General features: G+C 46.8%; 13 protein-coding genes and 1 riboswitch. All 13 genes read right to left on the bottom strand.

Annotated features, from left to right (window positions below):
- Positions 1 to 59 precede the first annotated feature (59 nt).
- Positions 60 to 1,427, bottom strand: a complete 1,368-nt coding sequence (gene murD, locus J6I44_RS11595) for a UDP-N-acetylmuramoyl-L-alanine--D-glutamate ligase (RefSeq protein WP_265766298.1) — start codon at positions 1,425 to 1,427, stop codon at positions 60 to 62.
- On the bottom strand, positions 1,424 to 2,560 hold the full coding sequence (gene mraY, locus J6I44_RS11590) for a phospho-N-acetylmuramoyl-pentapeptide-transferase (RefSeq protein WP_265766297.1): 1,137 nt from the start codon (positions 2,558 to 2,560) through the stop codon (positions 1,424 to 1,426). Before mraY ends, murD begins: the two co-directional genes overlap by 4 nt.
- The gene (locus J6I44_RS11585) at positions 2,560 to 4,041 is read right to left on the bottom strand and encodes a UDP-N-acetylmuramoyl-L-alanyl-D-glutamate--2,6-diaminopimelate ligase (protein ID WP_265766296.1); all 1,482 of its coding nucleotides are present in this window, start codon (positions 4,039 to 4,041) and stop codon (positions 2,560 to 2,562) included. Before J6I44_RS11585 ends, mraY begins: the two co-directional genes overlap by 1 nt.
- Before the next feature lie 10 nt (positions 4,042 to 4,051).
- On the bottom strand, positions 4,052 to 6,205 hold the full coding sequence (locus J6I44_RS11580) for a penicillin-binding transpeptidase domain-containing protein (RefSeq protein ID WP_265766295.1): 2,154 nt from the start codon (positions 6,203 to 6,205) through the stop codon (positions 4,052 to 4,054).
- A complete protein-coding gene (locus J6I44_RS11575; protein WP_265766294.1) occupies positions 6,206 to 6,625 on the bottom strand; it encodes a hypothetical protein in 420 nt (139 codons plus the stop codon).
- Between the two features lie 19 nt (positions 6,626 to 6,644).
- On the bottom strand, positions 6,645 to 7,583 hold the full coding sequence (gene rsmH, locus J6I44_RS11570; protein WP_265766293.1) for a 16S rRNA (cytosine(1402)-N(4))-methyltransferase RsmH: 939 nt from the start codon (positions 7,581 to 7,583) through the stop codon (positions 6,645 to 6,647).
- The gene (gene mraZ / locus J6I44_RS11565; protein WP_265766292.1) at positions 7,567 to 8,037 is read right to left on the bottom strand and encodes a division/cell wall cluster transcriptional repressor MraZ; all 471 of its coding nucleotides are present in this window, start codon (positions 8,035 to 8,037) and stop codon (positions 7,567 to 7,569) included. The genes rsmH and mraZ overlap by 17 nt, the downstream gene beginning before the upstream one ends.
- A gap of 666 nt (positions 8,038 to 8,703) precedes the next feature.
- Positions 8,704 to 10,185: a glutamate synthase subunit beta gene (locus tag J6I44_RS11560; protein WP_265766291.1), complete on the bottom strand. Its 1,482-nt coding sequence runs from the start codon at positions 10,183 to 10,185 to the stop codon at positions 8,704 to 8,706.
- Positions 10,186 to 10,253: 68 nt separating this feature from the next.
- Positions 10,254 to 14,810 (bottom strand): glutamate synthase large subunit, encoded by a 4,557-nt coding sequence (gene gltB, locus J6I44_RS11555; protein WP_265766290.1) that lies wholly within the window; start codon positions 14,808 to 14,810, stop codon positions 10,254 to 10,256.
- Positions 14,811 to 14,864: 54 nt separating this feature from the next.
- Positions 14,865 to 17,276 carry an aspartate kinase gene (locus tag J6I44_RS11550; RefSeq protein WP_265766289.1) on the bottom strand — a complete coding sequence of 804 codons (2,412 nt, stop codon included), beginning with the start codon at positions 17,274 to 17,276 and terminating at the stop codon, positions 14,865 to 14,867.
- A 2-nt stretch (positions 17,277 to 17,278) separates the two neighbouring features.
- A complete protein-coding gene (gene metX / locus J6I44_RS11545) occupies positions 17,279 to 18,328 on the bottom strand; it encodes a homoserine O-acetyltransferase MetX (RefSeq protein WP_265766287.1) in 1,050 nt (349 codons plus the stop codon).
- Between the two features lie 128 nt (positions 18,329 to 18,456).
- On the bottom strand, positions 18,457 to 19,776 hold the full coding sequence (locus tag J6I44_RS11540) for an O-acetylhomoserine aminocarboxypropyltransferase/cysteine synthase family protein (RefSeq protein ID WP_265766285.1): 1,320 nt from the start codon (positions 19,774 to 19,776) through the stop codon (positions 18,457 to 18,459).
- A gap of 19 nt (positions 19,777 to 19,795) precedes the next feature.
- Positions 19,796 to 20,296: a CoA-binding protein gene (locus J6I44_RS11535; protein WP_265766283.1), complete on the bottom strand. Its 501-nt coding sequence runs from the start codon at positions 20,294 to 20,296 to the stop codon at positions 19,796 to 19,798.
- A gap of 124 nt (positions 20,297 to 20,420) precedes the next feature.
- Positions 20,421 to 20,557, bottom strand: a riboswitch (SAM riboswitch).
- Positions 20,558 to 20,565 lie beyond the last annotated feature (8 nt).

The following is a 20,565-nucleotide window of genomic DNA, read 5'->3' as shown; positions in this document are numbered from 1 at the left end:
GCTTTCGGCTATCCCGGTTTACACTGGGTAGCCGAAAACTGAAAGCTGAGTAGCTTCATCTATAATCGATTAACAGCTTTCTTAAATTCGTTGCCTCGGTGTTTATAGTTGTCGTACATATCAAAAGAAGAACAGGCAGGGCTTAGCAGAACGGTTTCACCACGCTTGGCCTGCTGCTTTCCAATCCGTACGGCTTCGTTCATCGTTGCCGCAGTCTTGAAATGGGGTACAACGGACTTGAGTTGTTCTTCAATCAGTGGTTTAGCTTCCCCGATAGCGATGATAGTATGGACTTTCTCCCGGATCTGATCTGCCAGCTTACTGTAATCATTTCCTTTGTCCCGACCGCCCAAAATAAGCGTGAGGGGCACGTTAAAGCTATCCAGGGCGTACCACACGGCATTGATGTTGGTGGCTTTACTGTCATTGACATACTTCACCCCTTTGACCGTCCGTACATGTTCCAAACGATGTTCAACCCCTTCGAAGGTGCTGAGGCTTTCTCGGATAATATCGTTTTTTATTTCGGAAGCACGAGCGGCCAGTGCGGTAGCTAAGCCATTGTTTAAATTGTGCTTGCCTGAAAGTTTTACATCTCTCGTAGGCATTAAAACCTCTTCTTCTTTGTTAAGTTTGAGTATAATGTGATCGTCTCGAACAAAAGCCCCATCTGCTTCGACCAACTCCTTGTTATTGGAAAAAGCCAGAAGCTGTGGAGCGATATTTTGTTGATTCAAAGATTCTACATGCTGCTTAATCAGGGGATCATCATAGTTATAGATCAGCCAATCTTTGCTGGACTGGTTTTCAGTAATCCGAAATTTGGCAGCTGCGTATTTTGAAAAATCGTTATCATACCGATCCAGATGGTCGGGGGTAACATTTAACAAAAGACTCACCCGAGGGTGGAAGTCCCTGATATGATCCAGCTGAAAGCTGCTTATTTCCAGTAGCATGTCGGAATGAGACTCCTTCTTTTTGACGGCATCGGAAAAAGCAAAACCAATATTGCCAGCCGTCTGGTGGGGACGATTAGCCAGTGTCCAGGTGTGGTCCAGCCAGTGGGTGACGGTAGTTTTCCCATTACTTCCGGTTACGGCCACAATGGGATTGTCATTAAACCAGCTGGCTATCTCGATCTCTGAGAATACTCCCTGTCCAGCGTTTAAATAATGTTGAACAAGAGGAGCTTCAGTTGGTACACCTGGACTCACAACGGCAAAGTCTCCTTGCTGTGCCTGCTCGGTGTGTCCGTTTTCTTCAAAGGGGATACCCTGTACTGTTAACGCCTCCTTGACGGGCGGTTTAATTTCTCCACTATCTGTCACAAATACACCTCCTCCGTTCTGCTTCAACAGCGAAGCAGCGGCCAGCCCACTACGGGCGGCACCAATAACGACAATATGTTTTTTCTGTATGTCTATCATCGGAGTTTAAGGGTTAAGAGGCCAAGAATGCCCAGCAGTACGGCGATAATCCAGAATCGAACCACAATCTTGGATTCTGGCCACCCCTTTTTTTCAAAGTGGTGGTGAATGGGAGACATCAAAAAGATGCGTTTACCTTCGCCGTATTTGTACCTGGTATATTTGAAATAGGTTGTTTGGATGATTACAGAAATCGTTTCAACAAAAAAGATACCACAGACGATGGGCAGCAGTAGTTCTTTATGAAGCATAAGTCCAATGGCCCCAAATGCACCGCCCAGAGCCAATGAGCCGGTATCGCCCATAAAAACAGACGCCGGATGCGTATTATACCAGAGGAATCCCATACAGGCCCCGACTAACGAAGCGCAGAAGATGGTCAATTCCCCGGATCCCGGGAGGTAAATAATATCCAGGAAATTCGAAAAGTCGGTCCGGCCGGATACATAAGCAAAAATTCCGAGAATCAGTCCGGCAATGGCCGAGGTGCCCGCTGCCAGCCCATCGAGGCCGTCAGTCAGGTTGGTGGCATTACTCACAGCCGTAATTACAAAAATGACAACGGGAATATAGATCAGCCATCCAAGGGCTTCTCCTAAAATGGCGTAATCGATGTTCACATTTTTCAGAAATGGAACGGTAGTCAGCGTGTTAAATTCCTGAAACTCCGGCCAGAAATAGAGCGTGCAGCCCAAGAGCAAACCGACCGACACCTGTCCGGCAATTTTAAGCCGTCCGCTGAGGCCAGACTTATCTTGTTTTACCACTTTGATGTAATCATCAACGAAGCCCACAACACCCAGAATGAAGGTGACCAAGATGATCATCCAGGTATAGATGCTGTCCATGCGCATCCAGAGCAGGGCCGGGATAAGGATGGCCAGAAGGATGATAATGCCCCCCATCGTAGGCGTATGTGCCTTGCCGAGGTGACTGTCGAGCCCGATGTCATCGCGGATAACCTCACGCAGCTGCATCTGTTCCAACCATTTGATGAGTTGTCGCCCAATCATGATACTAATAAACAGGGCCATGGCCGCTGCAACAGCAGCCCGTGTTGTAATAAATTCAAAAGCCCCAAACCCGGGAGGCTGATAATTTGCTTCAAGCCAGCTTAAGAGTTCGTACAGCATCAGACCTCCTGTGTTTTAGGATTCACATTACTGTTGCCTAATGCTTCGCGTGCCACCTGCCGGTCATCAAACTGGTATCGTTTTCCTTGAATCTCCTGGTAAGTTTCGTGGCCCTTACCGGCTACCAGGACCATCGTGTTGGCATCACCTTCTTTGATAGCCTGCGTGATGGCCTGCCTGCGATCTGTTATCCGGGAGATATTTGTTGGATTATTAAATCCAGCCATGATATCATCAATAATAGCATCCGGGTCTTCATCTCGGGGATTGTCGGAGGTAACGGTGATGATATCAGCATATGTTTCGGCAGTAGCAGCCATCTTTGGTCGTTTGCTCTTATCTCTGTTGCCACCACAGCCGAAAACGACATGCAGGGCTTGTTGATTTGTCTTAAGCTCTGCCAATGTCTGAAGTACGTTTCTTAGCGCGTCCGGCGTGTGAGCATAGTCCACAATAACAATGGGCTTATCACTATCAGGATCCTCAATACTTTGGAGCCGACCCGGAGCACCCGGAATATTTTTAAAAGCCGTTACGATTTCATCAGTATCAAAGCCAAGGGCCTGACCAATTAAAAATGCTTCGGTAATGTTATAAGCATTGAACAGTCCCATCAGCGGACTTTCAACCAGTGATTGTCCAATTCGGATTGTCAGCCCCTCTGTCGTATTTGCTAATACCTGGCACTCTACATCAGAAGCCTGAGCAAAGCTAAAGTTGATTATGTTGGCCTTACAATCCTCAGCCATAAGAAGCGCCTGTTCATCATCAGCATTGATAACCGCGGTGTCATCTTCACCCAGCGATAGGAATAATGCCTGCTTGGCTTTTGCATAGTCTGCCAGCGTCTCGTGGTAATCCAGATGGTCGTGACTTAAATTGGTAAAAGCTGCGATATTAAACTGTACTCCATTAACACGCTGTTGATCAAGGGCATGGGAAGATACTTCCATCACTAAATGGCTCGTCCCAGCTTCAACCATCTTTCTCATATCGGCTGCAAGCTCAATAGGGTCTGCTGTTGTGAGTTTACTTTCATAGACCTCACCGCCAATACACTTGGCCACCGTCCCGAGCAGCGCTGGATTTGCTCCAAGCTTTTGTAACAGCTGATAAGTGAGGGTCGCAACGGTAGTCTTTCCATTTGTTCCCGTGATGCCGATGATGCTCATTCCCTCCGCCGGGTGGCCTTCAAATGCCTGGGCAAGAGGGCCAAGCAGTGAGCGGCTGTCTTCAACCACTATCATGCACACGTCCTGGCTATAATTCATTGGAGGTTCTTCACAAATGACGACAACAGCTCCATTGTCAATGGCCGCCTGGATGAAGTCATGTCCATCAACCTGGTAGCCCCGTATCGCAATAAAGACATCACCAGCGGTAATATTACGCGAATCTTGCTGGAGCGCACCGAGGGCGTCCGGCTCAGGGCCGGTGACCTCAAGTGGTTCACAAAGCGATATGAGTGTATTAAGATTCAATTCAGTTATTTTATTTGCTTACCAGGGTTTCCAGTGCTTTTGACTTTCCACGGATCGTAATGGAACGCCCTCTTTTCATTTGATCACCCGGACGCGGAAATTGTGTGTATACCGTTCCGGATCCGATCATCTTTGTTTCAAATCCACGTGAGGTAATTATTTGTGTAGCTTTACGCATACTCATGCCTCCTACATCGGGAATGATTGAATAGCCGTCTGGCAATTCGGTGGTATCCGGTGCAGAAAATTCATTTGTCAATTCAACGGTGATAGCATCGTTAGCTGTTAACGTTGAGCCGGGAGCAGGATGTTGCATAGAAATCCAGTTTCCATTTCCCTTGGTATTATACGTGAGATCCTGCTTTTGAAGGAGGGAGGTAGCCTCTTTCAGCGAGAGTCCCTTTAAGTCGGGAGCATAGGCCCAAACATCCTCTTGGGAACCGCGGTCAATAATTTTCTTTTCGATTTCATTATCCAGTCCGGCAATTCGCTTAGCCGCATGTTGAAATATGGGGCCCGCCGTCCATCCGCCATAGGGAGGGTACGTCTGGGGATCGTCTAAGACCACCAGGCAGACATACTTTGGATTTTCAGCCGGAAAGAATCCCACAAAGGATGATCGATAAGCTGCGCGGTAGCGCCCGTTAATCAGTTTTTGGGCCGTGCCCGTTTTGCCTACAATATTCAGTCCTTTGACTTGTGCCTGCGCAGCCGTTCCGGAATCCGAGATAACGCGTTGAAAAACAGGATATAACTTGTCAATTGTTTCTTTTTCGGCAATCTGTCGTACAGCCATGGGTTCCTGTTCGGAGACTACGTTATCTTCGCTATCTAAAATTTTATCGACCAGAAAGGGGCGCATCATCGTTCCGCCGTTAGCAAAAGCGGAATAGGCCTGAGCGAGCTGCAGGGGTGTAACCTGCACTTCGTAACCAATAGACATCCATGGGAGCGACACTTTGCTCCATTCAAACGGTTTTTGGAGATGGCCGGTTTCTTCGTTTGGTAAATCGATATTAGTAGGGGTGCCAAATCCCATGTTGCGGGCATACTGATAAAAAGTATCGTTTGAGAGCCGCATAGCTATTTGGGCTGTTGCCACATTCGAAGACTGCTCAATGACTTCAGGAAACGTTAGGGTTCCGAGTGGATCGTGATCACGCATCCACTGCCCATGAATTTTAATTTTTCCATCATCGGGCGTTTCAAAGGTTTCATCAAAAGAAACTTTTTCTTGCTCAACAGCAGCAATAGCTGTTACCAGCTTAAAGGTAGAGCCGGGCTCAATCATATCGGCTATTGCAAAATTCCGCCGGTTGTGTTTGTTGAGCGTAGCTGAATTATTTGGATTATAGGTCGGATAGTTTGCCATCGCTTTGATAGCCCCGGTCTTGGGATTCATTACAATGGCAGTCCCATACGTCGATTTTGTTCGTTCAATGCCGGCTCGAAGTTCTTCCTCTACAATAGCTTGGATGTGGGAATCAATAGTGGTGTATAAGGAATGTCCCTGCTGTGGCTGTTTTCGAGGAGCGCCCACATAGGCATAAATACGGCCATTGCGTTCCCGCCGAACCTGCTGAACGCCATCTTCGCCATTCAGCTGCTTGTTATATTGATTTTCGAGACCGGTCATTCCGTTCATCTTATGGTTGACAAATCCCAAAGCATGAGCTGCAAGTGATCCAAAACTATAGCGTCGTTCGTACTCTTCTTCGAGAATAACGCCGCGGATATCCATCTGTTGGAGCGCCTCATAGGCTTGGGCTGTTACATTTTTGCCCAAGACGACATAGCGGGATCGCTGTGGTGCACTTCTTATTTTCTGCTGGTATTGCCCGGAAGACCGGTAATTATACTTGCCAAGAGTATCACAAACCTGCCGAATTTGCGTTTGAGTAAGTCCGGTCACTTTTGGATCTATGGCAACTTTGTATGCCACCGAATTCGTAGCTAACAGGCTGCCATCCTCGTCATAAATGTTGCCTCGCTGAGCCGGTATTGAGATGTAATCAATAGCTTGTTCGCTCCAGAGCTGTCGCAGTTCCGAGCCCTCAATAAAGTTGATGCGAAAGAGCTGCATACCAATGGCACATGGTACTAAAAGTACCAGCCCAAAGACCACAAATATGCGGTTTAATATGCTTGATTGCTCTTCTTGCATCTATTGCTCTACCTCGATTACTTTTTCTGCGGGTCCGCCATTAATAAATCCTTGATTATTGGCTTTGTCATAAATTTCAGCCGGACCGATCATCCGGTCAAAGGTCAATCGATAGTTACTGTGCAATCGCTTGGCTTGGTTGTATTCTCGTTCCAGTTGCTGAACCTCACGCAGTAACTCTTGGGTAGCAAATACATGCTTTAAATAGAGCATGCCCAAAAGTCCAAGCACAATAGCCCCGACAATAACTTTCCAGGGCTTGATTTTTGGAAAAGAAATACGACTTGAGGATCCATCAGCATTTTTTACTTTTTTACCATAGACGGTATTTCCTGAAGCTGATGAGTCTCTTGGCCTTTTTTTCTTTCTGGATGTTTTATTTTTTTTCCGTTTATTCGGGCGGACTTCCGTTTTTTTCATGGGAGATTTTACCAGCATACTACACCTCCTGATGTTCTATGATTTCAGCGACCCGCATTTTTGCACTTCGGGCAGCCGGGTTTTGTTCGATCTCTTTTTCCGTTGGACGAATAATACCGCCGGATATTTCTTCAATGGGGTTCAGCGGATTGCCATAAAAATCCTTTTCAATTTTACCCTCATGATTCCCAGCTTTAAAGAACCGCTTAACAATACGGTCCTCAAGCGAATGGTAGCTGATAGCTACGATGCGCCCTCCTGCATGAAGCAGATCAAGAGATTGGTTGAGTACCTCTCGAAGCATGTCAAGCTCGCGATTCACCTCAATACGGATACCCTGGAAAACACGAGCTATACTTTTTATTTGATGCTTTCCATGTACGACAGACTCTACGGCTTTACGTAGTTCTGTGGTCGTCTCTACGGGACGTCGATCAATGATTTCGCTTGCGATTTCACGGCTAAGACGTTCCTCTCCATAGTGATAGATGACATCACGCAAATCTTCGTAGGAGTAGTCGTTAACAACCTGGTAGGCGGTTACGCCTCGCAGGTTACTCATCCGCATATCCAGTGGACCTTCTTTTTGGAAGGTGAAACCACGATCGGCCTCCGTTATTTGGTGTGTTGAAACACCAAGATCAAGAAGGATTCCGGATACCTCGCCGTGTAATTCTGGGGAAATAAGGCGGGAGAGGTATCCGAAATTACCTTTTATGGAAGAGAAGCGTGCGTCGGTACCAATGCGGGAGTTTGCTGCATGCAACGCTTCGTCATCCTGGTCAATGCCTATTAATTGGGCGTCCTTATTTAGTTGAGACAACAATTCCTGGCTGTGTCCTCCACCGCCGAGCGTGGCATCGATATAGATACCGCTTGGATCCGTAATGAGATACTCTACGGATTCATGCAGCAATACTGGCTGATGCTTATAATATGTATCATTTTTCTTGCTCATCGTTGTCATTATCGCCCATTACACGCTCAAAAAGTTCTTGATACGATTCGAAATCCAGGCCGGAGTCAATCTCATCGAGTTTTTGAGGCGACCATATTTCAATACGTTCGCCGCTGCCGATGAAGATGGCTTTGCCGTCTATGCCGGCCCAGTTTGTAAGTTGTGAAGGAAGTGGAATGCGGTTCTGGTTATCCAGTGAAAGATCTTCAGCAAAACGCAGGAAATTGCGCTTCACTGTGCGACCTTCTTTGGTAAAACTGTTAATTTGGGAGAGTTGGTCTTCTACTTTTTGCCATTCATCTTCTGGGTAGAGATAAAGACAAGGTTCGAGACCTCTTAAGATCGTAAAACGCTCTTGAGCTTGGGGATTTAGTGCCTTACGCAGTTTAGCCGGGAAGCTAACGCGTCCTTTATTATCTACACTATGATTATATTGGCCTTTAAAACTCGGCATATAAGGTCCCCAGAATTACAGCAAAAGTTGTCGAATTCGATCAGTGGATAGGACTCCCACATTCTACCACTTCACTCCACAATGTACCCCGAAAGGGTATAATATGTCAAGGATCGATTGCAGAAAGATGTGATTAATTTTGCCTGGAGTAAGTTGAAGGAAAAATTTAACAGGAATATATGCCGATTAAAGAGAATTGAAGGGGTTTTGAGTGTTTCTCGTGGGATTAAAACTAACCAATATGTGTAGCTTGGAATAAAGTGGTAGAAGGTGGGAGGGAAAAGAGAAAGGCCGGTCTTTCAACCGGCCTTTAAAAAATGGAGATATTTTATCAGTTCAACTAAAATGAGTCAAATAGCATGTTTTGCAGATGATGCTCTATATTTCAAGAGTGACTCTCCCCATAACTATTATTTTTATGTATTCAATCTCTCTCTTGTAGAGTTATTGTCCACTCATAATGTGATAAATTTTATACACAAATGCTGGAGTATAAATGTAATCTAACCTTGGTTAGAGGTTTCTAAGCTATGTGTTGTTCCATCTATTTTATTTCCTATTTATAAATAAGAAACCTTTGCAAGTCTATAATGATCTAAGTATCGAGCATTGAATATTATAGGTCCTGCAAAGGCCAAGACTAAGAGCATCATGTGTGTTGAATTGTTAGGGCAACTCAGTACTTCCCATCAGGTATCGGTCGCATTCGCGTGCGGCTCCGCGTCCTTCATTGATAGCCCATACAATCAAGCTTTGTCCCCGGCGCATATCACCGGCAGCAAAAACCCCATCTACATTAGTATGGTATTCGTCATAGGGCGCTTTGGCATTGGATCGCTCGTCGCGTTCAACCTCAAGCTGTTCTAATACCGGGTTTTCAGGTCCCAGGAATCCCATAGCCAGCAGAACTAAATCTGCTTTCCAGACTTTCTCTGTTCCGGATACTTCCTCAAGTACCTTCTGGCCATCATCATTGGTTTTCCATTCCACCTCAACGGTGTGGAGTTCTTTGACATTACCGTTGCCATCACCGAGAAACTTTTTGGTCATAACCTGGTACTGCCGGGGATCATCGCCAAACCGGGCTTTTGCTTCTTCCTGGCCGTAATCCACTTTGTAAACGTGGGGCCATTCGGGCCAGGGATTTTCTTCGCCTCGGCTTGCCGGAGGTTTCGGCATAATTTCAAACTGGGTCAGTGTATTGCATCCATGGCGCATTGAAGTACTCACACAATCGGTGCCGGTATCACCACCACCAATAACGATGACATCTTTGTCCTTGGCTGAGATAAATTCATTTTTATGCTCATCTTCCAGCAGCTTTTCGACATTGGCGTGGAGAAATTCCATCGCAAAATGAATTCCTTCAAGGTCACGTCCTTCAATTTCAAGATCGCGAGGATTGGTAGCACCACCGGCCAGGATAACGGCATCGTAATTATCGGTAAGTTCGGTAGCATGCATGTCGGTACCGATCTCGGTGCCGGTCACAAAATTAATGCCTTCCTCTTTCATAAGGTTGATACGTCGATCAACAACCGTTTTTTCTAACTTCATATTTGGAATTCCATACATCAGCAGTCCACCTACGCGTTTGTCACGCTCATAGACGGTCAGGGTATGGCCGGCTTTATTCAGCTGATCTGCTGCAGCCAGTCCGGCGGGGCCCGAGCCCACAATTGCTACTTCTTTATCCGTACGATTTTCGGGCGGTTGGGGCGTAACCCATCCCTCTTCAAATCCGCGGTCAATAATTGCTTGCTCAATACTTTTGATTGCTACAGGCTCTTCGATAATACCAAGCACGCAAGAGCCTTCGCAGGGAGCCGGGCAGGCGCGGCCGGTAAACTCGGGGAAGTTATTGGTCTTGTGCAGGCGGTGGAGCGCTTCCTCCCACTTATCATTATAAACCAGGTGATTCCATTCGGGAATCAAGTTATGGATCGGGCACCCCATGGATGCACCGTTTTTTTCTTCTGCCGTCTGGCAAAAAGGAATTCCGCAGTCCATACAGCGGGCTCCCTGTTCCTGTAGTTCTTCCGTCGTAAGATGTTCGTGAAGCGAATCCCAATCTTTGACTCGTTCTTCTGGATTTCTGTTCGGAGTTTCCTTTCGCTCAAACTCCATAAAACCGGTTGGTTTACCCATAATATTCGATGTACATCAATTGTTGATTAAAGTTTTTCTCGGTATGCCTTTCAAAGATGGTTGATCCATTATTTGTTTTGCAGAAATGCTTCCATCTCAGCTTCTTCCTTATCGAGGCCTTTCTCTTCAGCTTCGGTAATAGACTGCTGCATCTTCTTGAAGTCTTTAGGCAGTACTTTTACAAACCGATGGATCATTTCGTCCCACTTGGCAAGTACTTTCCAGCCTCGATGACTGTCGGTGTACTCGGCATGACGGCGAATCATCTCATAGACCTCTTCGATCTCCTCCTCATCCCGAAGCTGTTCAAGCAGAACCCGTTCGGTATTACATTTTTTGTGGAAGTTTTGATCGAGATCCAGGATGTATGCAATACCACCCGACATACCGGCGGCAAAGTTACGCCCCGTTTCACCGAGCACAACTACGCGTCCGCCCGTCATGTATTCACAGGCATGGTCGCCTACTGCTTCTACTACCGCATGCAGGCCACTGTTACGAACGCAAAACCGTTCGCCGGCTTTGCCACGGATAAACGCCTGTCCGCTGGTTGCTCCATAGAAAGAGACGTTACCGACAATGATATTTTCAGCCGGATCGAACCGGGCGTTCTTTGGTGGATAAAGAATTAGTTTTCCTCCGGAAAGTCCTTTTCCAAAGTAATCATTGGCATCTCCTTCCAGTTCGAGTGTCATTCCGTTGGGAGTAAACGCACCAAAGCTTTGTCCGGCAGATCCTTCAAACTTGAGATGGATCGTGTCTTCGGAAAGTCCCTTGGCACCGTGGCGGCGGGTAACTTCACTGCCGAGCATCGTACCGACCACACGGTTTGTATTCTTTATCGGCAGGGTAGCTCTAACACTTTTCCCCTCATTAATAGCAGGCTCACAGATATCCATCAACGTCTGGATATCCAGCGCATTTTCCAACCCATGGTTTTGAGTAATGGTGCAGCGTGTTCCTACTTGGTCGGCGATATCCGGACGATGCAGAATAGGAGACAAGTCCAGTTGTTTAGCTTTCCAGTGGTCGGTCTCACGCTGATGGAGCTTGTCCGTACGGCCGATCATCTCGTCGAGGGTACGGAAGCCAAGCTTGGCCATATATTCACGCAGGTCTTGGGCTACAAACTTCATGAAGTTGACAACATACTGCGGGTCGCCGGTAAACTTATGCCTTAACTCTGGATCTTGTGTAGCAATACCCACAGGACATGTATTGAGGTGGCAGACGCGCATCATGATACAGCCAAGAGTGACCAGGGCACTGGTCCCGAATCCAAATTCTTCGCCTCCGAGCAGCGCAGCCACAGCAATATCACGCCCGGTTTTTATCTGTCCATCTGTTTCCAGGGTGACACGACTTCGCAAGTCGTTAAGCACCAGCGTCTGGTGAGTTTCGGATAAACCGAGCTCCCACGGCAGTCCGGCGTGCTTAATACTGGTTTGTGGTGAAGCACCGGTACCACCGTCATGACCACTGATTAGGATAACGTCAGCTTTACCTTTGGCAACACCTGTTGCAATGGTACCTACTCCAACGGCCGAAACCAGCTTAACATTAATTTTTGCATGTTTATTTGCATTTTTAAGGTCGTGAATAAGCTGAGCCAAATCCTCAATCGAATAGATATCGTGGTGAGGAGGTGGAGATATAAGTCCTACACCGGGCGTAGAGAGTCGCACATCAGCAATCCATGGATAGACTTTACGGCCGGGCAGTTCGCCACCTTCACCAGGCTTGGCCCCCTGGGCCATCTTAATCTGTATTTCTTCACTTTCCGTAAGGTATTCGCTGGTTACTCCAAAGCGCCCTGATGCCACCTGTTTTATGGAACTCCGTTTGGAGTCTCCATTAGGCTCAGGGGTGTACCGAGAAGAGTTTTCGCCCCCCTCACCGGTATTACTCTTGCCGCCAATGCGATTCATGGCAATGGCAAGCGTTTCATGGGTTTCCTCACTAATAGAACCATACGACATGGCTCCCGTCTTAAACCGCTGACAAATTTCGTCGACCGATTCAACTTCTTCGAGAGGAATAGACTGCGATTCATCAAGGTTAAAATCTAATAAAGTACGCAGGTTTGGCAACGGATCATCCTGCTCATCAATCAGCTTGGTATATTCCTTGTAGAGTTCATAATCGCCATTTTTTGTAGCCAGTTGCAGCGTATGAACTGTTTTAGGGTTGTAGGCATGATATTCGCTGCCTTTGCGCCACTTGTACTGACCGCCTTCGTCAAGAACCTGCCCGTTGGTATGATAGTTGGGGAAGGCCTCATGGTGCCGTAATTTAGCTTCCTGTGCAATAGTATCGAGGTCGATACCTCCGATACGCGAATCTGTCCAGGTGAAGTATTTATCAATAACCTCATCTGAAAGACCAAGTGCTTCAAAAATTTGGGCACCGCGGTACGATTTGATGGTCGAAATACCCATCTTGGACATGACTTTTACGATGCCCTTGACGGCTGCTTTAATGTAGCCTTTCTGGGCTCGCTTGAAAGAGAGGTCTAAGTGACCTTGCTCAATTAAATCATGCAGACTTTCGTATGCCATGTATGGATTGACAGCCTCCACGCCGTAGCCTAACAGGGTACAGAAATGGTGGGTCTCGCGCGGTTCTCCGGATTCTAAGACCAGTCCAACTTTCGTCCGGTTTCCAGAACGAATAAGATGGTGATGCAGGCCGGCTACTGCCAGCAGGGCAGGAATCGGTGCTTTTTTCTTGTTAAAGTCTCTATCCGAAAGAATCAGGATGTTAACACCATCCTCAATAGCCTCGTCGGCAGCGGCAAAAAGATCATCAAGCGCCTGCTCCAGTCCGTCTCCTCCCTTATCCACATCGTAGAGAATCGGAAGGGTCTTACTTTTGAAGCCCGAGAGATCAATATTTTTTAGCTGAGCAAGTTCCTTATTTTTCAGGATGGGTGTCTTGAGCCGTATTTGGCGACAGTTTTCAGGCGTCGTATCCAAAATGTTGCCCTGCGACCCTAATATTGTTTCCGTAGAGGTAATCAACTCTTCCCTGATAGGGTCGATTGGCGGATTGGTTACCTGTGCAAAAAGCTGCTTAAAGTAGTTATACAGCAGTTGGGGCTCATTAGAAAGCACAGCTATAGGCGCATCATTCCCCATAGCTCCAACCGGCTGTAACATATTTTCCGCCATTGGGCCTACATTGACGTTGATATCTTCGTAGGTATATCCAAAAGCTTTTTGGCGGTGGATAATCTCTTCGTGTGAAGGAACAGAATGATCTTCACTTTCTTCCGGCAGATTATGAAAGTCAACAAGGTTTTCATCCAGCCATTCGCGATAGGGATGTTCACTGGCAATCTGCTGTTTAATCTCCTCATCACTTTTGATGCGGCCTTCTTCGGTATCAATAAGCAGCATTCGACCGGGCTGCAGTCGGTCTTTGTAGACGATATCCTCGGCAGGAATATCCAGTACTCCAACCTCTGATGAAAGAACGACCATATCATCGCTGGTTACATAATATCGAGAGGGGCGAAGACCATTTCGGTCAAGCGTAGCCCCTACCATTTTACCGTCGGTAAAACCAATAGAAGCCGGCCCGTCCCAAGGTTCCATCATGCAGCTATGATACTCATAAAAGGCTTTCATCTCATCAGACATGGTTTCATGCTTTTCCCAGGGTTCGGGAATCATCATCATCATAGCATGGGGCAGAGAACGTCCGCTGAGCAACAGGAACTCCAGGCAATTGTCAAACTTTGCCGAGTCGCTGCCGTCTTCCTGAATAATAGGAGTGAGGTTTTCCAAATCTTCGTCGAAAAGATCGGTTGAAAGCTGAGCCTCACGGGCATGCATGGCGTTTTCATTTCCTCGCATGGTGTTGATCTCTCCGTTGTGGATCAGGTAGCGGAAGGGATGTGCCAGCTTCCAGTTCGGAAACGTATTGGTACTGAATCGTGAGTGGACCAATCCCAGCGCCGACTCCATCTTGGGGTCGGTTAAATCCGGATAGAAATCCTTGAGCTGGGTAGAGGTGAGCATCCCTTTATAAATAAGAGTACGAGAAGAAAAGCTGGGAATATATACGTATTCCTTGTCTTTGAGATCGCTATTTTCAATTCGTTTGGTAATTTTCCGACGGATTACATAGAGCTTCCGTTCAAAATCCAGATCTGTCTGGATGTCGGAATTACGAGCAATAAAGAGCTGGCGGACAGAGGGCTCCGAAGCTTTGGCAGATTTGCCAAGATAGAAGTTGTCGGTGGGTACTTTTCTCCATCCCAGAATTTCCTGGCCTTCTTCCTTAACAATCTCTTCAATTACTTTTTCACAAGCCAGTCGTTCTTCCCGCTCTGGGGGCAGAAACATCATGCCCACTCCGTACTGTCCTCTTCCGGGCAGGTCAATACCGAGGCCGCTGCATGAATCCACTAAAAACTTATGTGGAATCTGGACAAGAATACCAGCACCATCACCCGTATTGGTCTCACTACCTGTAGCACCCCGGTGGTCGAGGTTATGAAGCACCGTTAGGGCCTGATCTACAATTTGGTGTGATTCTTTTCCCCTTATATTTACTACAAATCCTATTCCGCAAGCATCATGCTCGTGTCGGGATTGATATAAACCCTGATCTGAAGGCATAGTTCTCAGTTGTTTTAAATTATCTAAGTTAAAAATACAATAAAATTAAAAAACTTATTTCAGTGATTCAGCTGTTTTTAAAATGTCACTTAGCACGCCGGCAGCCGTTACTTCTTTGCCGGCACCAGGACCCTGAATAACTAAAGGTGTTTTTTGATACAATTTTGAATAAAGCTGGATGAGATTATCTGTTCCTTTCAGCTGGCCAATGGGTGTATTTGCCGGCACTGATTCAATGCCTACAGAAATTTTTCCATCTGCCAGACGGCCGGTATATCGAAGTCGTTCATTTCGCTTCCGGGCCTCCTGTACACGTTCTTCCCAGAGACTATCATAGGTGTTTAGCTGCTCTAAGAAGGTTTTTCGATCGGTTTTCGCCAGCTCCTCAGGTATAAGAGACTCAACTTCAAGCTCTTCTCGTTCAACCTTAAGGCCGAGCGTACGTGCTAATGTCAAAAATTTGCGTGCCACATCTTCCCCGGAAAGGTCATCTCTGGGGTCCGGTTCGGCGTAACCCAGCTCGCGAGCTTTGATAATAGCCTCACTAAACGGGACGTCCTGCTCCAGCTGATTAAATAAGTAGGTCATGGTCCCGGAAACGACGCCTGATATTTCTTGAATCTCATCGCCGCCTTTTTGTAGATCCTTGAGTGTTGAGATAACCGGCAAGCCAGCCCCAACAGTCGTTTCGTATTGAAAGAAAGCCTTGTTTTTGCTGGATTCGGACTGTAGTTGGTCAAAAAATGATTGCTCAAACGTATTGGCCAGCTTACTGGGTGTTACCACATGGATACCATTTTCAAAAAGACGGGGATAGAGTCGTGCTACCTGGGAACTGCCGGTTGCATCCACAAAGATTAAATTGTGGCGGAAGCGTTCACAGAGTTTGTCTATTAGAAGATCCCAGTCGGTTTCTTCAGCTTTGGACCAATCCCAGTCGGCGTGCATACCTATTCCGTTATCATCCCACAGCACCTGGCGGCTGTTACAAGTACCCAAAAGCCGGAAATCAAGTTCGTCGAGATCCGTAACTTTTAATTGATTGAGTAACGTCTTCCCTACAGCGCCCGTGCCGGCTACAAATAAATCAACGGTGGTTTTCTCGTGCTGCAGATAGTCGTTAAGCAAACGAGCTGCACGATGGGCCTCGTCTTTTTCAAACAACAAAGAGATGAAACGTTCATCCCTGTTTCTATTAATATTTAATGGATGCAACTTTTTTGAAGCGAGTAAATTCCAAATACGTTCGGTCAGGCGTTCGTCTTTTTTAAAGTGATTGCTAAACTTTTTCACCTTATAGATGTCCTTTTTGGGACTAAGTGAAACCTTTCGAACATCGGCCCAATTGTAAATATGTTCGCGGACTTTACCAAACAAAGATTGTCGGATTAGGAAACGAGCCGGTTCAAAGCTGGAATTTCGCTGATATGAGAGGGCTTCGGAATCGGTTTCTCCATCCAGCCATTCATTAAGGTGCTCCAACAAATCATAGGCAAACTTGTCGTCAATCTGAAACTGCGTAAAAGGTCCTGTAATGGTAATGGTCTTAAACGCTCCATTGGATTGGTACGCATTGTTTATGCTTGTTCCCGGATGCGACGGATTGAAGCTGTTTTTTACGGTAACAGAAGTATCTTGTCCCCTTAGCGGCCGAATTGTTTTTGGATGTATAACCTTTGCCCCGTGCGCCGATAGTTCGCCGATATCATCAAAGCTTAGTTCATCAATGGGTTGCGCTGTGGGGACCCAACGCGGATCGGCTGTTAGCACGCCGTTTACGTCAGTCCATATTTCAAGATGATCGGCATCCAGTGCGTCAGCGAGAAGGCCGGCCGTATAATCAGAACCAGATCGCCCCAGTGTAGTAATACGTTGTTCATCGTCAGAACCGATAAATCCAGTGACTACCGGCGTGGTTTCTGATGATTGCAAGAACTTGCGTACTAACTTGCGGGTGGCCTCCTGCTGTACTTTGGCCTGGCCGAACGTAGAGTCGGTTTTAATAAACTGATAGGCTTCAAAAGCCTCTGCGGGAAGTCCCCATTTTGAGAGTGTTGCAGCAAAGATGAGGGCAGAAGCTCGTTCTCCCACCGAGAGAATGCGATCTTTCCAGGCTCGTTGATCCTGAGCTTTAAGGGCCTCATCATGGATAGTCTCAGATAGTTCGTTAAAGAGGCTTTGAAGTTGTTCTCGCCGGTGGTCATCTTCATCTGCGAGCTCATCAAAAAGATCCAGATGTTTCTTTTCCAGCGTCTCAACTTCTTGATTTATCTCCTGGCCAGTCATACCCTGCTCATCACTCAACAGCATAAGCGTATCGGTCACCGTTTCCAGCGCCGAAACAACCACAAAGGGCTGGGTTGATTTCGATCGGTCAATAACAATTTGGGCAGACTGTTTAATGAATGCCTGGTTTTGCAGCGAAGTGCCGCCAAACTTTAGAATATGTTTCGAGGGATGATTCATTATCAGGAATAAATCGTTGGTGTTGAAGTTTCCGCTAAAAAGGGAGCGATAATATTGTTCATTTGTTCAAACTCAATTAAAAAAGCGTCATGCCCGTAGATTGATTCAATTTCATGGTATCGTCCGTTGGGCAGCAGTTGTGCCAGTTCTTGTTGCTCATGAACGGGATACAGCAGATCTGAATCAGTGCCGATAACCAGTACCGGAATATCGACCTCCTGCAGAGCGTCTTTAGAAGAAACCCTGTCGCGGCCCACATCATGACTATCCATGGCTTGGGTCAGTCGTACATAAGAGACAGCGTCAAACCGATCAACGAGCTTGCCCCCCTGGTAGTTGAGGTACGATTCCACCTGGTAATCGTCGGAGCCATCCTGCAGCAGGCGGCCGAATTTATTTCTGTAATCACCATCAGTGCGATAGCTGATCATAGCAATCATACGAGCCAGGGCCAACCCTTTCCGGGGTGGCTTTTCTGAAGAATAGTAGCCTCCTTCCCAATTCGGATCGTTAAAAATAGCCTGCCGTTGGGCATGACTGATACCGATAGTCCAAGGACTGTGTTCTTTCCCCATTCCTATGAGGATGGAAGCCTGCGGTCGGTCATCCATAATGGACCATTCGAGGGCCTGCATGCCCCCCATGGAGCCTCCAATGACAAGCTCAATGCTTGCGATTTGAAGATGATCGAGCAATTGCTGCTGTAGCCGGACCATGTCACGAATGGTTATTTCCGGAAAATCCGCACGCAGAGGCTGGCCGGTTTCAGGGTCAAGGGAGACCGGACCACTGCTGCCATAACAGCTGCCTAAAGAGTTGGGACAGATAATAAAATGTTGCTCAGGGTCCAGGGCTTTACCAGGACCGATAATCCCATGGAACCATTCATTGGCTGATGTATTGCCCGTTAGAGCATGGCATACCACAATCACATTGTTGCGGGCTTCATTTAAGCTTCCCCAGCTTTGGTAAGCGACAGTGGGGGCAGATATAGTATCGTCCCCCTCAGTCACAAATGCTTCATCAAATGTATGTGATTTTATGTCGCTCATTATATTTTAGGCTAAATTACAACAACAATAATAATCAGCAGTTCCTTGCTCTTTATAGATATACTGTGTGTTTATGTGATCTATGAAAAGGTTGGTTGCTGAAAACATTGCAATCCTCTGTTCTGTTATTAAATCTGGTTAAAAGCGGTTTCGAAATCCTCGATGATATCATCAATATGTTCGATACCAACCGATACTCGGATTAAATCTGGCTTTACCCCGCTGGATGCCTGCTCTTCATCGCTGAGTTGCTGATGCGTGGTAGAAGCAGGATGGATGACCAGCGTCTTGGCATCGCCCACATTGGCCAGGTGACTGGCGACTTCTACATTTTCAATGAAGGTACGGGCCGAGTCAAATCCGCCTTCCACTCCAAATGTTAAGACTGCGCCAAATTTGCCGGGCTGCAAATATTTTTTAGCGCGTTCGTGGTAGGGGTGGTCTTCAAGGCCGGTATAATTAACCCAATCTACTTTATCCTGATCCTGTAGCCAATTTGCTAATTTAAGGGCATTTTCGCAGTGTCGTTCTGTGCGCAGCGAAAGGGTTTCGAGGCCTTGCAGGAACAGGAAGCTGTTAAATGGTGACTGTGCCGATCCAAAATCCCGTAGTGCTTCAGTACGGGCCCGGATGGCAAAAGCGATATTCCCAAAAGGGCCGTCTTCACCGAATGTTTCCCAAAAATTAAGTCCGTGATAAGCAGGAGAAGGATCGGTAAAGACCGGGAAGTTACCGTTGCCCCAGTTAAAGTTCCCTGCATCAACCATGATGCCCCCGATACTGGTGCCGTGGCCGCCAATCCATTTGGTGGCCGATTCCACCACGATATTTGCCCCGTGTTTAATGGGCTGACAAATAGCACCGGCGGCCCCGAAGGTATTATCAACAATAAGGGGGATACCGTGATTTTGCGCTATCTCGGACAGACCTTCAAAATCGGGTACGTTGCCACGGGGATTACCAATCGATTCTACATAAATAGCTTTGGTATCCTCATCGATGGCCGCTTCGTAGCTTTCCAGTGTATCATCTTCGACAAAATTTACGTCGATGCCCAGACGCGGCAAGGTTACTTTAAATTGGTTGTAGGTTCCCCCATACAAGAAACTGGTGGATACGATGTTATCGCCAGCTTGGGCGATGGTGGCGATGGCCATAAATTGAGCAGATTGACCCGATGCGGTAGCTACAGCAGCAGCTCCTCCTTCAAGCGCAGCAATTCGTTTTTCAAAAACATCGCTGGTAGGATTCATGATTCGGGTGTAAATATTCCCAAACTCCTTGAGCGCAAAAAGGGTGGCGGCATGTTCGGTATCATCAAACTCGTATGAGGTTGTCTGATAAATCGGCACCGCACGCGAGCCGGTGGTTGGATCCGGTTCCTGGCCGGCATGTAGTTGTAGCGTTTCAAATTTAAGGTCGCGTTCTTCTTTTGGGTTTGTGCTCATGATAAATTATGGTCTAAGATTAATTAGTTAGTTTACCCTTCTTTTCTTTGGGCCGTATCAAAAATTGATGATCGACCTTAATGCACCGGTTTTCATATAGCTCAATACCGGTTCCCCTTACTCTGTCGATTTGCTCGGGTTGTTTTCCCGTTCCCAACTGTAGCCAGATAGCTCGTGGCTGTGGATCCAGTTCGAGTGCCTGGTCGACGGCCTTGTGAATATAATCCGGCGGCAGGAACACATCGATGGCATCCACGGGAGATGGAATGCTTTTGAGGTCCGGATACGCTTTTTCCCCGAGAATGGTATCCGCATTAGGATTTACCGGGACGATGGTATACCCTGCATTTTGCAGGTAACGTCCTACAAACTGGCTGTCTTTATGAAAACTGCGTGACAAACCCACGATGGCGATAGAAGAGATAGCTGAGAGTGTTTCTTCAGCACGATTGGTTTCGCTATTTAACTCTTCCGTAGCCCGCATTTTTTGGTCATACCAGTTGTTAAAGGTCGTCCTCATATTTTTTCTTTGTTCGAATAAAAAACTATCCAATAAATAAAAAAGCCTCTTCTAAAACCTTCCGTTCCGTTGGGGAGAGAAGATATTAGAAGAGGCTTGGTAGAACATTCGGATAATGGCCTCTTACTTATCTTTCTCCTCTATAGTTGGAGCAGGAAGTGGCACCTATCCCCCGCATTAAAACTAAAAAGAACAGTTTTATGTGCAGGGCGGTTGCCAAGGCGTCTTCGGGCCTGATCCCTTAGCCTTTCTTGATAAGAGTGCTCAGT

It is taken from the genome of Fodinibius salsisoli (assembly GCF_026229185.1).
Lineage (GTDB): Bacteria > Bacteroidota > Rhodothermia > Balneolales > Balneolaceae > Fodinibius > Fodinibius salsisoli.
The sequence above is the reverse complement of the archived record's forward strand: the minus strand, read 5'-3'. Positions and strand labels throughout refer to the sequence as shown.

Excerpts from the sequence above, each read along its gene's own strand:
- rsmH (WP_265766293.1), bottom strand. The coding sequence starts at position 7,583 with ATGAGCAAGAAAAATGATACATATTATAAGCATCAGCCAGTATTGCTG.
- mraZ (WP_265766292.1), bottom strand. The coding sequence starts at position 8,037 with ATGCCGAGTTTTAAAGGCCAATATAATCATAGTGTAGATAATAAAGGA.
- murD (WP_265766298.1), bottom strand. The coding sequence starts at position 1,427 with ATGATAGACATACAGAAAAAACATATTGTCGTTATTGGTGCCGCCCGT.
- gltB (WP_265766290.1), bottom strand. The coding sequence starts at position 14,810 with ATGCCTTCAGATCAGGGTTTATATCAATCCCGACACGAGCATGATGCT.
- metX (WP_265766287.1), bottom strand. The coding sequence starts at position 18,328 with ATGAGCGACATAAAATCACATACATTTGATGAAGCATTTGTGACTGAG.
- J6I44_RS11560 (WP_265766291.1), bottom strand. The coding sequence starts at position 10,185 with ATGGGTAAACCAACCGGTTTTATGGAGTTTGAGCGAAAGGAAACTCCG.
- J6I44_RS11540 (WP_265766285.1), bottom strand. The coding sequence starts at position 19,776 with ATGAGCACAAACCCAAAAGAAGAACGCGACCTTAAATTTGAAACGCTA.
- J6I44_RS11580 (WP_265766295.1), bottom strand. The coding sequence starts at position 6,205 with ATGCAAGAAGAGCAATCAAGCATATTAAACCGCATATTTGTGGTCTTT.
- J6I44_RS11550 (WP_265766289.1), bottom strand. The coding sequence starts at position 17,276 with ATGAATCATCCCTCGAAACATATTCTAAAGTTTGGCGGCACTTCGCTG.
- J6I44_RS11575 (WP_265766294.1), bottom strand. The coding sequence starts at position 6,625 with ATGAAAAAAACGGAAGTCCGCCCGAATAAACGGAAAAAAAATAAAACA.
- mraY (WP_265766297.1), bottom strand. The coding sequence starts at position 2,560 with ATGCTGTACGAACTCTTAAGCTGGCTTGAAGCAAATTATCAGCCTCCC.
- J6I44_RS11535 (WP_265766283.1), bottom strand. The coding sequence starts at position 20,296 with ATGAGGACGACCTTTAACAACTGGTATGACCAAAAAATGCGGGCTACG.